Below are 13709 nucleotides of genomic sequence, written 5' to 3' on the forward strand. Positions count from 1 at the left end.
GGCGCGGGCCTGTCGGGGTATGCGGGTCAGGACTGGCGAATCGCCTCGCCCTCGATCTCGATCTTGATCTTCTTGCCGACCAGGACGCCACCCGACTCCAGGGCGACGTTCCAGGTCAGGCCGAACTCCTCCCGGTCGATCTCGGTGCTCGCCGAGAAGCCGAAGATGTCCTGACCGAAGGGGCTGCGGCCGACGCCCTCGAACTCGACCTTGAGGTCGACCGGGCGGGTCACGTCCTTGATGGTCAGCTCACCGGCCAGGACGAACTCGTTGCCCTCGTGGGACTTCACACCGGTGCTGCGGTACTCCAGCGTGGCGAACTTCTCCACGTCGAGGAACTCCGGGCTGCGCAGGTGCGCGTCCCGGTCCGCCTGGGCGGTGTTGATGCTCGCGGCCTGGATGGTGGCGGAGACCGTAGACTCCAGCGGCTCCTCGGCGATCGTGATGGTGGCGCTCGCGTCGGCGAAGTCGCCGCGGACCTTACTTACCATCATGTGTCGGGCGACGAAGCCGACTCGCTTGTGCGCCGCGTCCAGCAGGTAGGTGCCGGCTGCGGGGATCGTGAGGCCGTTCCACTCGCGGGTAACCGGGTCGGTGCTGCTGGTCATGAGAAACTGCCCTCCGGGAAGATATTGTTGAGTAGCACAACAGCTGCTTCAACAACTATACCTTCGGCAATATTCCAGCTGTCAAGGATTGGTACGATGTACCTGTGAACGCGAACGCCTTCGAAGATCCTCGAATCACGGCGGTTGGCCTGCTCTTCGAGGTACACGCCGGGCTGGCCGCGCGATTCGCCGCGCAACTGGAGGAGCACGGTCTGTCACCGGTCGAGTTCGAGGTGCTGACCAGACTCACCCGCTCACCCGCGAACCAGCTGCGGATGACGGATCTCGCCGCCCAGACCTCACTGTCCACCAGCGGCGTGACCCGCGTGGTGGACCGGATGGAACGCGACGGGTTGATCACTCGCCGCGCCTGCCCCTCTGACCGACGCAGTTCGTACGCGGTTGTGACGCCCGCAGGACTGCGCCGCCTCGACGAGAGCCTGCCCGGACACCTGCAGCTCATCGAGGACTGGTTCACCGGGCAACTCGACCCAGCCGCACTCGACGCGCTGCTCAGCGGACTGCGCCGGGTACGCGACGCCGTGCACCCCTGCGCGACCGCCGGCAGTGGCAACGACGAGCCGTCGACCGAGTGCGACGAGGGGAGATGAGCGATACCCGCGATGCCGTACGACATCTCGGCCGCCATGCGAACCCTCGGTGTTCGCGCCGACAGCCAAGGGTGACATCACCGGCAGAATGACCGGCAGAACCAAAGGATCAATAGGCGATAGGCCGTCAAACCCGACAGCTGGCCTCACTGCTCCTCGCTAATGTCGCACCGGCGGGGGGCAGCGGGGGCACCGGCGCGGGCGATGAGCGAGGGGTGGCAACAAGGGGGCTTCCTCGTCCGCGCCGCCCCCGTCCCCGCCACCGACACCCGCTGGCGTCGGGATCACCGACCGCCCGGCCACCCTAGGCGTTCCGCGTCACCGGCACCGCGTGGAGCAGTTCCTCCTCGTGTTTCAGCAGCCGGATGCCACCCTGGCGGCAGGCCAGTTCCACCCGATCGGCGACCGCCGCGTCGGAGGTGCTCGCCGCCAGACCCACCAGAGCCTCCACCACCGTCCGTCGGTCCCGACCGGCCTCGTCCGGCTCCGCCGCCGCGAACCACTCCGCCGCGGCCTCCCGGTCCCCACGATGCAGCGCCAGGTGGCCCTCGATCAGCGCCCCGGTGCCGTCGAGCGGACGCAGCTCGGCGAGCACCTGCTCGGCTTCGGCCGCCCGCCCGTCCTGGGCGAGCGCCAGACCCAGCGTCCCCAACACCCGCCGCCGACTACGCGGAGTGCCCAACTCGCCGAAGGCCGCCAACACCCGCCTGGCCTCGTCCACCGCCTCGGCGTACCGGCCCTCCAGGCGGAGCACCTCCGCGACGGTGCCCCGGGCCAGCACCCGCAGTCGCTGCTCGGCACACTGCCCACCGAGCCGGTCCACCACGGCCAGCCGACGGCGTGCCGTGGCCAGCTCACCGAGTCTGATCTCGTGCCACGCCAACTGGTGTTGTGCGACTGCCATCTGGCGGGTCAGGCCGTGCTCGGTGGCCAGGGCCAGCACCGCCTCCGACTGCTCCCGCGCCAGGCCGGGCCGACCGGTGGCGGCCAGCAGGACGCCCAGCACCGTACGCGCCTCCAACTCGCCCGACACGTCACCGAGCCGACGGAACTCCGCCAGCGCCGCACGGGCCGTCGGCAGTTCCATCGCCGCCGCACCGTGCTCCCCGGCGAGCATCGCCACCCCGACCGAGGCCCGCGCCCGCAGGGCCCGGTCGGCATCGGCGGTACGCGGATCGGCCAGCAGACGCAGCAGCCACTGCCGCCCGACCACGTCCCGCCCGCGTAACCGCCACCACCGGGGCAGACTCACCGCGAGGCGCAACGCGGTCAGCGGGTCGTCGACCGCCGCGTACGCCAGTGCCGAACTGATGTCGCCGGTGACCTCGTCGAGGCGGTGTGCCGCCGCAACGGCACCGGCACCGGTCATCCCCGCTGCGGTCCGCTCCACCAGTCGGGTCACCAGCCGCGCGTGTCGGCGTCGGATCATCATCGACTCACCGGCGCCGGAAGCCTGCTCGACCGCGTAGTCCCGGACGGCGTCGACGAGTCGGAACCGGAACGAGCCGCCACCTCGTACGCTCAGCAGCCCGAGATCGAGGAAGCGGTTCAGCAGCGGCACCGGGTCGACGCCGGTGCCGGCGAGCATCTCCTCGGCCATCTCGACCGACCACCTGTTGCCGAAGGCGGCGAGGTGGCGCAGCGCCGCCCGCTCCTCGTCGGCGAGCAGCCGGTAACTCGTGGCCACCGCGTCGCGGAGCGTCTCCGCCACTGCGGTGCGGGGCTCGTCGCCCCGGGGCCGCGTCTCCCACCCGCTGTGCGTGGCGGCCGAGGTGTCCAGGTCCAGCACCCGGTCGCCGTACCGGTCGAGAAGTTCGGTCAGGTCGAGCAGCCGACCGCGCGCCGCCATCAGTTCGATGGCCAGCGGCAGCCCACCCAGCCGATGCACCAGTGCGGCCAACGCCGGCAACTCGGCGTCGGTCGGCGGTTCCCGCCGGACCTGCGCCAGCCGCGAGAGGAACAGGGTGACCGCCGGACAGCGGGCGAGCGTCGCCGGATCAGTGGCTCCCGGTGGTGGCACCTCCAACGGCGAGACGGGACGCACCCACTCACCGGGCAACCCGACCGGATGCCGCCCGGTGACCACCACCCGCAGCGACGGTACCGCGTCGACCAGGCGTCGCAGGGTGCCGGCCACCGGGTCGGGCGCCCGCTCCACGGCGTCCACCAGCAGTAGCGCCGGCCGGTCACCGAGCCGTGCGGCCAACTCGGTGTCCCGGGCGACGCCGAAGACGGTCAGTGCGGCGGCGAGCACGTCGGCCGCGTCCGATCCGGCTCCGATCAGGACACCCGCGACACCGCCGGCATGGGCGGGTGCGGCGGCGTGGACCGCCGCCAACGCCAGTGCCGTCTTGCCGACGCCGGCCAGCCCCACCAGGCTCACCACCCGGGGGCCGCGCGACTCGCTCAACAGGGTGGCCAGTTCGGTTAGGTCGCGCTCCCGCCCGATGAGTTCCGGCGCGGGCGGCAAACCCAATGGCGTGCCGGTCGCAGGCGGTGGGGTCGTCGGGCCGGTGCCCCGGGCGGCGGCGAGGAAGGCCGCCCGGTCGGGGCCGGTCAGTCCGAGCGCCTTGGCGAGCAGTTCGACAGTGGTGCGCTGCGGCCGGGTGGAACGCGCACGTTCCAGGTCACGGACCGTCCGCACCCCGATACCGGCGCGGGCTGCCAGCTCAGCCTGGGTCGCCCCGGCAGCCAGCCGATGCGCCCGCAACAGCTCCGCTAAGGCGGCGTGCGACGGGATGGATTGACGATCATGACCGGGAGCCATGCGCAGGGACAATACGGGCCAGGACCGACATTGGACACGGGATCGTCGGCCACCCGACGATCCCGTGCCGAAACCTGACTACATCCCCAGGTCACGCGCGATGATCATGCGCTGCACCTCGGAGGTGCCCTCACCGATCTCCAGGATCTTGGAGTCCCGCCAGAACCGGGCCACCGGGTACTCGTTCATGAAGCCGTAGCCACCGTGGATCTGAGTCGCCTCGCGCGCGTTGTCCACCGCGATCGTGCTCGCGTGCAGCTTGGCGATCGCCGCCTGCCGCTTGAACGGCTCGCCGGCCAGCATCCGGGCAGCGGCGTCGTAGTAGGCGAGCCGCGCGGTGTACGCCTTCATCTCCATGTCGGCGATCTTGAACTGGATCGCCTGGTAGTTGCCGATCGGCCGACCGAAGGCGTGCCGCTCCTTCGCGTACTTGATCGACTCGTCGACGCAGCCCTGGGCGAGGCCCACGGCCAACGCGGCGATGGCGATCCGCCCCTCGTCGAGAATGCGCAGGAACTGGGCGAAGCCCCGCCCGCGCTCGCCGAGCAGGTTCTCCGCCGGCACCCGGCAGTCGTCGAAGGTCAACTCGTGCGTGTCCGAGGCGGTCCAGCCGACCTTGGAGTAGCCGGGCGCGACGGTGAAGCCGGGCGTACCGCTCGGCACGATGATCGTGGACAGTTCCTTCGAGCCGTCCGGCCGGGTGCCGGTGACGGCGGTGACGGTGACGAGGGCGGTGATGTCCGTACCCGAGTTCGTGATGAACGCCTTCGAGCCGTTGATGACCCACTCGTCTCCGTCCAGCACCGCCCGGGTCTCGGTGCCCCCGGCGTCCGAGCCGGTGCCCGGCTCGGTGAGCCCGAATCCGGCCAGCGCCTCGCCGCTGAGCAGCTTCGGCAGCCACCGGGCCTGCTGCTCCTCGGTGCCGAACCGGTAGATCGGCATCGCACCCAGCGACACCGCCGCCTCCAGGGTGATCGCCACGCTGGAGTCCACCCGGGCCAACTCCTCCAGGGCCAGGCAGAGGGCGAAGTAGTCCCCGCCCATGCCGCCGTGCTCCTCGGGGAAGGGCAAGCCGAACAGGCCCATCTTGCCCATCTGGCGAATGACCTCGTACGGGAAGGTGTGCTGCTCGTAGTGCTCGGCGATGACCGGGGCGACCACCTCGCGGGCGAAGTCCCGCACGCTGTCGCGAAGCGCCTCGTGCTCCTCGGTGAGCCGGAAGTCCATCGGGTTTCCTCCTGTGTGGACGGTCCGTCGGGCGCTCGTGACGCCGGGACGGGTACGTGCTGGTGCCGGACGGGCGACTCAGACCGGGGTGACGCCGTGCCGTCGCCGGGAGAAGTGCCGCTGCTTGCTACGCGCGGCGGCGAACCGGCGTACCAGTTCGGTGCGCAGCTCCTGTGGCTCAACGATCGCGTCGACCACCAGTTCACTGGCGAGTCGTACCACGTCGATGTCCTGCTCGTACTCCTCGCGCCGGGCGGCGACGAACGCGGCCCGCTCGGCCTCGTCCTCGATCGCCGCGATCTTGTTGGCGTACACGGCGTTCACCGCGGCCTCCGCACCCATCACGGCGATCTTCGCGGTGGGCAGGGCGATGGTGGCGTCCGGCTCGAAGCCCGGCCCGGCCATGGCGTAGAGGCCGGCACCGTATGCCTTGCGGACCACCACGCAGATCTTGGGTACGGTCGCCTCGGAGATCGCGGTGATCATCTTCGCGCCGTGCCGGATGATGCCCTGCTTCTCCACCGCGCTGCCGACCATGAACCCGGGCACGTCACTGAGGAACAGCAGCGGCACGTTGAACGCGTCGCAGAGCTGCACGAAACGGGTCGCCTTGTCGGCCGAGTCGACGAAGAGCACCCCGCCCTTGAACATCGAGTTGTTGCCGACCACGCCGACGACCTCGCCGTTCAGCCGGCCGAAGCCGATGGTCAGCTCCTTGGCCCAGAGGGCCTGGATCTCGAAGAAGCTGCCCTCGTCGAGCAGGCCCTTGACGTACCGCCGCATGTCGAACGCCTGGCGCTCGCTCGCCGGCACCAGCGCGGCGAGGTCGGTCTTGGCCGGTGCCTCGACGGCCGGGGCCACGGGTGGTTGCTGCGTCCAGTTCGCCGGCAGGTAGGACAGGTAGCGTTTCACCACGTCGAGCGCCTCTTCCTCGGACTTGCAGAGGAAATGCCCGACGCCGGACTCGGCACAGTGCACCCGTGCCCCGCCCATCGCTTCCAGGGTGGTCTTCTCGCCGGTGACCATCTCGACCATCCGGTCCGAGCCGAGATACATACTGGCGTTGCCGTCGACCATGGCGACCACGTCGCAGAACGCCGGGATGTATGCCCCACCGGCCGCGCTGGGCCCGAACAGTGCGCAGACCTGGGGGATCGAGCCGGAGGCACGGACCTGGTTCCAGAAGATCTTCCCGGCGCCGCGCCGACCGGGGAACAGCTCGACCTGGTCGGTGATCCGGGCTCCGGCCGAGTCGACCAGGTAGACCATCGGGACTCCGGTGTCGTACGCCCGCTCGATGATCCGGATGATCTTCTCGACGGTGCGGGCACCCCAACTGCCGGCCTTGACCGTGGAGTCGTTGGCCATCAGGCAGACCTGACGACCGTCGATGGAGGCGGTGCCGGTGACCACCCCGTCCGCCGGCAGCCCCTCGGCGAGGGCGTTGGCGTAGAGGCCGTCCTCGACGAAGCTGCCCTCGTCGACGAGGAGCGCGACCCGCTCCCGGGCGAACAGCTTCCCCTTGGCCGCGTTCGCCGCGTGGTACTTCTCCGCGCCACCGGCACGGATCCGCTTGCGCAGCTGCTCCAGTGCCTCACCGTCGAGCGTCACGCCGCCCCCTCGCCGCCTCCCGTCGCCGCCACGGCACGGGCCCCAACCAGCCTGAACGATCGTTAGGGTAACGCATCGCGGCCCACGGCGGCGACCCTACGCCGACGCGCCCGGCTCGTTGTCGGGACACCATCCGGAACGCGGGTACGGATCGATCCGTGTCAGGTGGACGGCCGGTAGCCGGGCACCCGCCGCGCGGCTCGGGTGTCGAGAAGTCAGGCGGGCAGGGCGGTGAGTCGGGATCGTGGCCCGGCGCGCAGCACTCCCGAGGGGAGGCTGCGGCCGGTCAACTCCTCGGCCAGCTCGGCCACCTCGATCAGGGCGTCCAGGTCGATGCCGGTGTCGACGCCCATGTCGTGCAGCATGTGCACCGCTTCCTCGGTGGCCAGGTTCCCGCTGGCCCCGGGCGCGTACGGGCAGCCGCCGAGGCCGCCGACGCTGGCGTCGAACTCGGTCACGCCGAGTTCCAGCGCGGTCAGCAGGTTGGCCAGCGCGGTACCCCGGGTGTTGTGGAAGTGCAGCAGCACCGGAACGTCCGCGTTGCGGTCGCGTACCGCAGTGATCAGGTCACGGACACGTCGGGGCGTACCCATGCCGGTGGTGTCGCCGAACGCGACGCGGTCGGCGCCGTCGCGCACCACCCGGTCCACGATGGCGGCCACCCGCGCCGGATCGATGTCGCCCTCGTAGGGGCAGCCGAAGCTGGTCGCGACGATCACCTCGGCGCGGGCACCGGCCCCGTGCAGCAGGTCGATCAACTCGGCGATGTCGTCCAGCGACTCGTCGGTGGAGCGGTTGACGTTGCGCCGGTTGTGCGTGTCGCTGGCGGAGACGACCACCTCGATCTCGGTGCAACCGGCCGCCAGTGCGCGCTGCGCTCCGCGCGTGTTCGGCACCAGCGCGGAGTACCGCACCCCGTCGACGCGCTTCGCCTGTCGCCACACCTCGTCGGCGTCGGCCATCTGCGGGATGGCCCTGGGGTGCACGAACGACACCGCCTCGATGCGTCGTACCCCGGTCTGGGAGAGCGCGTCGAGCAGCCGCACCTTGGCGTCGGTGGGGATCGGCGCCTCGTTCTGCAAACCGTCGCGCGGCCCGACCTCACGAATGGACACGTACTTCGGCATCTCCGCCATGCGGCCACCTCGCTGTGACACGTCTCTGTCGCTGACACCCCAAGCATGTCACGCCACCCACCCGCCATGTCGATCAAGAAGTTTGGGTCTGGAGCCACGCCGCAGGAGACCCAAACCTCTTGATCAACTGGTCGGTACGGGCGAGGGTCAGCGGAGACGGGAGACGATGGTGGTGTCGTAGTCGCCGGAGAGGAACTGCTGGTCGTCGAGCAAGTCGACGAAGAAGGGAAGGTTGTTCTTGGGGCCGGTCAGCTCGAAGGCGGCCACCGCGGCACGAGCGCGGGCGATGGCCTCGTCCCGGTCCTGGCCGTGCACGATCAGCTTCGCCATCAGGCTGTCGTAGAACGGGGTGACGGTGTTCCCCTCCACATAGCCGGAGTCGACGCGTACCCCCTCGCCGGTCGGCTCCACCCAGGTGGTGATCGTTCCCGGGCCGGGCAGGAACCGCTTCGGGTCCTCGGCGTTGACCCGCAGCTCAATGGCGTGACCCCGGGCGGTCAGCGCGTCCGGGTCGAAGGTCGGCGGCAGACCGGCGGCCACCCGCAGCTGCTCCTCCACCAGGTCGATGCCGTGCACCAGCTCGGTCACCGGGTGCTCCACCTGAAGCCGGGTGTTCATCTCCAGGAAGAAGAACTCGTCGGCGTCGCCCTTGGCGTCCCGCTGACGCGGCACCAACAGGCACTCCACCGTGCCCGCGTTGCGGTAGTCGACCGCCTCGCCCGCACGCACCGCCGCCGCCAGCAGGCGGGCCCGTAGCTCCGGCGAAACCGCAGGCGAGGGCGACTCCTCCACCAGTTTCTGGTTGCGCCGCTGCACCGAGCACTCCCGCTCGCCCAACGCCAGCACCCGACCGTCGGCCAGGCCGAGGATCTGCACCTCGACGTGCCGCACCCGGGGGAAGTACCGCTCCAACAGCACCGAGCCGTCACCGAACATCCGCTCCGCGAAGGTCCGCACCTTGTCGTACTCGGTGCGCAGCGCGGCCTCGTCGACGGCGACGCCCATGCCCATGCCCCCGCCACCGGCGGCGGCCTTCACCATCACCGGGTAGCCGATCTCCGCCGCCGCCGCGACCGCCGCCGCCAGGTCGGCCGCCGGCTCGGTGGTCCCGGCCGCCACCGGCACACCGGCCGCCGCCATCAGGTTCCGGGCATTGATCTTGTCGCCCATCGCGGTGATCGCGTCCGCGCCGGGCCCGACCCAGATCAGGCCGCTGGCCTCGACGGTACGGGCGAAGTCGGCGTTCTCTGACAGGAAGCCGTAGCCGGGGTGGATCGCCTGCGCGCCGGTCGACTGGGCGGCGGCGAGGATCGCCTCGGTGTTGCGGTAGCTCTGGGCCGGGTTGGCCGGGCCGACGCAGACGGCCTCGTCCGCCTCGGCGACGAACGGCAGGTCGGCGTCGGCCTCCGAGTGCACCGCGATCGCTCGGACCCCGAGTCGCCGGGCGGTACGGATGATCCGGCGGGCGATCTCGCCCCGGTTGGCGACCAGCAGCGACTCGATCATGGTTCCTCCGAGCGTTCCATTTTGTGGGACGCGGGCTAGCCAATCACGTCACGCCGAGCGCGAGAAAGACCCCCTACCGACGCCGTGGCCGGTATTCGGCCGTGGGTGTCGAGCCCTGTGACCGGCGGCCTGCCCCCGGCGAGCTGACGCCGGTCAGGCTGGGCGGGTGGGCGCGAGCAGCGCGGCCAGCGTGGCGGCGCGCAGCAGCTCGGCCCGACGCCGATGGTCGACCTCTCCGCCGAGGAACGGGGTGGAGTTCATCAGGCCGAACGCCGCGTGCGCCAACACCCGCGCCTCGCCATCGGGCAGCCCCGGGTGCAGCGCGGTCAACACGGTGACCCACTCCTCGACGTAGAGCCGCTGGAGCCGACGGATACGCCGACGGGGCTCCTCCGGCAGGCGGTCCAGTTCGTGCAGGTGCAGCGCGATGACGGCCGGGTTGGCGAGCGCGAAGTCGACGTGGAAGTCGATCAGAGACTCGAGGGCGGCGCGCGGGTCGCCGGGGTGGGCGGCGGAACGCTGCCGACCACCGTCGAGCAGCCCTTCGCTGACCGGCGTCAGCGCGGCGACCAGCATCGCCTCCTTGCCGGCGAAGTGGTGATAGAGCGCCGGGCCGGTCACCCCGGCAGCCGCGCCGATGTCGTCCATCGACACGCCGTGGTAGCCCCGGGAGGCGAACAGACCTACCGCGATCTCAAGAATCTCGTCCTTGCGGGAGCGGCGTCGTCCCGCGCCCGTGGCCCCGCCGCTCGTGCCCCGGGCCTGCTGCTCCACCGTCACCGGGCCAGCGTAGACCCGACTGTCGACAGCGTGGGACCGTGGTTACCCGCCGGTCCGATTGCCGGGACCTGCGCCTGCGCTCAGGCGTTGGTCGAGGCCGGAGCGGGGTCTCGGTGCCGCATCGACGGCAGCACCGAGACCACGCGACGGGTCACTTCGGGTCGGGGCCCTTGACGACGGGGGCGCGCACCAGGTTGCCCCACTCGGTCCAGGAGCCGTCGTAGTTGCGCACCTTCGGGTAGCCGAGCAGGTGCCGCAGGACGAACCAGGTGTGGCTGGACCGTTCGCCGATCCGGCAGTACGCGATGACGTCGTCCTCCGGCGTCAGCCCGAGCTGGTCGGCGTAGATCGCACGTAGCTCGTCAGCCGGCTTGAAGGTGCCGTCGTCGTTGGCGGCGGACTTCCACGGCTTGTTCACCGCGCCCGGGATGTGACCGCCGCGCAGCGCACCCTCCTGCGGGTAGTCCGGCATGTGCAGCATCTCGCCGGTGTACTCGCCCGGCGACCGCACGTCGACCAGCGGTCGGCCGGCGTCGACGTGTGCCGCCACCTCCTCGCGGAACGCCCGCACGGGTGCGTCGTCACGCTGCGGCACCGGGTAGTTCGCCCGGGGTCGGTTCGGCTTGTCGCGGGTCAACTCCCGCCCCTCGGCGATCCACTTCTGCCGGCCACCGTCGAGCAGCCGCACGTCCGGGTGGCCGAAGAGAGTGAAGACCCACAGGGCGTACGCGGCCCACCAGTTGAAGTTGTCGCCGTAGAAGACGACGGTGTCGTCGCGGCCGATGCCCTTGGCGGCGCAGAGCTCGGCGAACCGTTCGGCGTCCAGGTAATCCCGGGTCACCTGGTCATTCAGCTCCAGGTGCCAGTCGACCTTGACGGCACCAGGGATGTGGCCGCTGTCATAGAGCAGTACGTCCTCGTCGGACTCGACGACCACGAGACCGTCGTCGCCCAGATGCTCGGCCAACCAGTCGGTGGTGACCAGTCGTTGCGGGTCCGCGTACGACTGGAGTCGGGGATCGGGATCGTTCGGCACAGACATGGTCCCCAACGTACGCCGTGCTCCGCCCCCGCCCCGGTGATCAAGAAGTTTTGGTCGGATTCCTCGCCCTCCGAGGACCAAAACTTCTTGATCAACTCGGTGGGGTGAGGGGGGTGAGGGTGGGGCGCTTGGCGGTGCGGGTGTCGCCGGAGGAGCGGCCGGTGAGGCGGCGGGTGATCCAGGGGGCCAGGTGCTGGCCCGCCCAGCGCAGGTCGGCGGTGCGGGCGGAGAGCCAGGGAGTGGGCTCCGGGTGCGGCGGGACCAGCAGCCACTCCTCGTCGCAGCCGACACCGAGGGCGGTGAGCACCTGGCCGGCGACGCGGCGGTGCCCGGCCGGGGAGAGGTGCAACCGGTCGGTGCTCCAGAGCAACGGATTCAGGTACGTGTCGTCGGCGTACAGGTCGACCAGGATGGCCCCGTGTCGCTCGGCGGTCTCCCCGACGGCTCGGTTGAGCAGGGCGACCCGGGGTGCGATCAGCCGTTGGCCGGGCAGCCGCGCCATCACGTCGGCGAACCGGAACAACACCACGTCGGCACCGCCGCCACGCAGTCGACCGACCACCTCGTCGAACCGGCTGACCAGGCTGTCCGGGTCGAAGCTGCGCCGCAGCACGTCGTTGCCGCCAGCCGCGAAGCTGACCAGGTCGGGCTTCATCGCCAGCGCCGCCGGGACCTGCTCGGCCACCACGCTCGGGAAGGTACGTCCCCGGATGGCCAGATTGGCGTACGCGAAGTCGGGCCCGGCCTCGGCGGCGAGCCGGGTGGCCACCAGATCCGCCCAGCCGCGAAAACTGCCGTCCGGGTAGGCGTCGTCCAGGCCCTCGGTGAAGCTGTCCCCGACCGCGACGAAACTGCGCCAGCGCACTGCTCACTCCTCCGACGTGCGAGTAGGGGCGGGCAGGAAGAGCTCCCGCCTACCGCTGGAAGTTTTGCATCGGGCACCCACCTGGCGGTGCCCCGTGCGGCGGAACGTGGCGGACGTCATCGATCCTGCACGAACGCTGGTGCGGCCGGAAGCGCCCCTGGTGGGTGGCGCGCTCCGGCTTAATGGGTCCACGCCACGGGCGCGTCGCGAGTAGTGTCCTCACCCACACACCCCCCCACACTCTCGAAGGAGACCGCTGTGGCTGTTGGTCGTCGTTGGCTGTCCCGGACGGCTGCCACGCTGCTTCTCGTCGGCGGGGTCGCAGTCCCCGCCGGTCCCGCCTCGGCGGTCGACCCGGATCCGAAGTTCACCTTCGAACTGACCGGTACGACGATTCCGGTCGGATTCACGCACAAGACGATGCACCTGAAGGTGACCAATCTGACCGATGAAACCCCGAGCGTCATCGAGTATTCCGTCCGGCCCGACGATGCTGCTTGGGACGACAGAGCCTGGTTCCTCTGGGGGGAGGGTGGTGGTTCCGGCCAGTGTGATGGCGACTCTGCTGGTTGGTACTGCCGCTCCGACGCGGTCAGTGCTCCGCAATTGCGCCCGGCGCCCGGCGGCACGGTGGACTACCCCATCTCCGTCAGTACCGGGTCGGTGAAGGAGCCCTTCGAGGGCAAAATCCAGATCGAGATCTACATGATCTGGGGCGAGAACGGGAAGCGGATCACCGAGACCAGGGAGTTCACCGTCAGCCTCGTCGACGACGCCGAAGCCGACCTGTGGGTGGTGGCGCCGGACGTCAAGCAGTCGGTGCGCGTCGGCGCCGGTGGCCGACTCGAAAACACCGGAACGTTGAATCCGGGCGAGACCGGCGCGGTCCGGTACCGGATCGTCAACCACGGCGTGAAGCCGGTCAGCGGTGTCACCGTCACCCTGCGCCTGCCTGAGAACGTGACGTTCACCCGGCCGCCGCAGGAGTGCGTGATCGACGACGACGGACGTTCGGCGGTCTGCACCTACGATTCGCTCGCGCTCGTACCGCCCAATCGGAACAGCGAGCCGGACTGGGACGTCCACTCCGCTGTCGAGCTGTACAACCTGGTGACGGTGCCGGCCGACGTCAAGGCACCGGTCACCCTGGCGGGCGGAAGCGTGCAGGTCGAGGGCCTGTCCGACGGCATCGGTGCCCGCTCCGCCCCGGAGCGGACCGTGCTCCCGGCGAACGCCGTCGCCGTACCGGCAGCCGACGTCGACGCCAGCGACAACAAGGACGGGTACGCCGTGGTGGTCGCCGCCGCCGAGAGCGGAAACGGGGGCGGCGACGGCGGGGGTCTGCCGGTGACCGGGCCGCAGGCCGGGCTGATCGCCGGAGCGGGTCTCGTCATGGTCGCGGGGGGTATCGCGCTGCTGCTCGCTCGACGCCGCCGACCTGTCGCGTTCGTCTCCGGCGAGGACACCACCGCTTCCTGACCTCTCTGCCACCGTCCTGACCCGAAACGGTCCTGACCCGGACCAGCCCTGACCTGGACCAGCCCCGGGTTGGTCCG

Annotated in this window: 11 protein-coding genes; 2 read left to right on the plus strand and 9 right to left on the minus strand. The window is 70.5% G+C overall.

The features are described from left to right. Positions 1 to 26: 26 nt before the first annotated feature. Positions 27 to 608, minus strand: a complete 582-nt coding sequence (locus FF096_RS23675; RefSeq protein ID WP_155221767.1) for a YceI family protein — start codon at positions 606 to 608, stop codon at positions 27 to 29. Between the two features lie 104 nt (positions 609 to 712). Between FF096_RS23675 and FF096_RS23680 the strand changes: the two genes are divergently transcribed. Continuing rightward, entirely contained in the window at positions 713 to 1219 is a 507-nt protein-coding gene (locus FF096_RS23680) for a MarR family transcriptional regulator (RefSeq protein ID WP_309223841.1), read from the plus strand. 304 nt (positions 1220 to 1523) lie between these two features. Here FF096_RS23680 and FF096_RS23685 read toward each other — a convergent pair whose 3' ends face one another. The 8 genes from FF096_RS23685 to FF096_RS23720 all read right to left on the minus strand — a co-directional run bounded on the left by FF096_RS23685 (position 1524) and on the right by FF096_RS23720 (position 12153). Then, positions 1524 to 3986 (minus strand): helix-turn-helix domain-containing protein, encoded by a 2463-nt coding sequence (locus FF096_RS23685; protein WP_155221768.1) that lies wholly within the window; start codon positions 3984 to 3986, stop codon positions 1524 to 1526. 78 nt (positions 3987 to 4064) lie between these two features. Beyond that, on the minus strand, positions 4065 to 5213 hold the full coding sequence (locus FF096_RS23690) for an acyl-CoA dehydrogenase family protein (RefSeq protein WP_155221769.1): 1149 nt from the start codon (positions 5211 to 5213) through the stop codon (positions 4065 to 4067). A 78-nt stretch (positions 5214 to 5291) separates the two neighbouring features. Beyond that, the gene (locus tag FF096_RS23695) at positions 5292 to 6824 is read right to left on the minus strand and encodes an acyl-CoA carboxylase subunit beta (RefSeq protein WP_309223842.1); all 1533 of its coding nucleotides are present in this window, start codon (positions 6822 to 6824) and stop codon (positions 5292 to 5294) included. A gap of 215 nt (positions 6825 to 7039) precedes the next feature. Continuing rightward, positions 7040 to 7960 carry a hydroxymethylglutaryl-CoA lyase gene (locus FF096_RS23700; RefSeq protein ID WP_155221770.1) on the minus strand — a complete coding sequence of 307 codons (921 nt, stop codon included), beginning with the start codon at positions 7958 to 7960 and terminating at the stop codon, positions 7040 to 7042. Between the two features lie 147 nt (positions 7961 to 8107). Next, positions 8108 to 9466 carry an acetyl/propionyl/methylcrotonyl-CoA carboxylase subunit alpha gene (locus FF096_RS23705; RefSeq protein WP_155221771.1) on the minus strand — a complete coding sequence of 453 codons (1359 nt, stop codon included), beginning with the start codon at positions 9464 to 9466 and terminating at the stop codon, positions 8108 to 8110. Positions 9467 to 9619: 153 nt separating this feature from the next. Further along, on the minus strand, positions 9620 to 10246 hold the full coding sequence (locus FF096_RS23710) for a TetR/AcrR family transcriptional regulator (RefSeq protein ID WP_309223843.1): 627 nt from the start codon (positions 10244 to 10246) through the stop codon (positions 9620 to 9622). Positions 10247 to 10397: 151 nt separating this feature from the next. After that, positions 10398 to 11288 carry a sulfurtransferase gene (locus FF096_RS23715; RefSeq protein WP_155221772.1) on the minus strand — a complete coding sequence of 297 codons (891 nt, stop codon included), beginning with the start codon at positions 11286 to 11288 and terminating at the stop codon, positions 10398 to 10400. A 91-nt stretch (positions 11289 to 11379) separates the two neighbouring features. Further along, positions 11380 to 12153 (minus strand): SGNH/GDSL hydrolase family protein, encoded by a 774-nt coding sequence (locus FF096_RS23720; RefSeq protein ID WP_309223844.1) that lies wholly within the window; start codon positions 12151 to 12153, stop codon positions 11380 to 11382. 258 nt (positions 12154 to 12411) lie between these two features. On the opposite strand from FF096_RS23720, the gene FF096_RS23725 reads away from it, so the two are divergent. Next, positions 12412 to 13632, plus strand: a complete 1221-nt coding sequence (locus FF096_RS23725) for a hypothetical protein (RefSeq protein ID WP_155221773.1) — start codon at positions 12412 to 12414, stop codon at positions 13630 to 13632. Positions 13633 to 13709 lie beyond the last annotated feature (77 nt).

Origin of the sequence: Micromonospora sp. CP22, assembly GCF_009712475.1 — a bacterium.
Taxonomy (GTDB): Bacteria; Actinomycetota; Actinomycetes; order Mycobacteriales; family Micromonosporaceae; genus Micromonospora.

Excerpts from the sequence above, each read along its gene's own strand:
- FF096_RS23675 (WP_155221767.1), bottom strand. The coding sequence starts at position 608 with ATGACCAGCAGCACCGACCCGGTTACCCGCGAGTGGAACGGCCTCACG.
- FF096_RS23685 (WP_155221768.1), bottom strand. The coding sequence starts at position 3,986 with ATGGCTCCCGGTCATGATCGTCAATCCATCCCGTCGCACGCCGCCTTA.
- FF096_RS23690 (WP_155221769.1), bottom strand. The coding sequence starts at position 5,213 with ATGGACTTCCGGCTCACCGAGGAGCACGAGGCGCTTCGCGACAGCGTG.
- FF096_RS23700 (WP_155221770.1), bottom strand. The coding sequence starts at position 7,960 with ATGGCGGAGATGCCGAAGTACGTGTCCATTCGTGAGGTCGGGCCGCGC.
- FF096_RS23705 (WP_155221771.1), bottom strand. The coding sequence starts at position 9,466 with ATGATCGAGTCGCTGCTGGTCGCCAACCGGGGCGAGATCGCCCGCCGG.
- FF096_RS23715 (WP_155221772.1), bottom strand. The coding sequence starts at position 11,288 with ATGTCTGTGCCGAACGATCCCGATCCCCGACTCCAGTCGTACGCGGAC.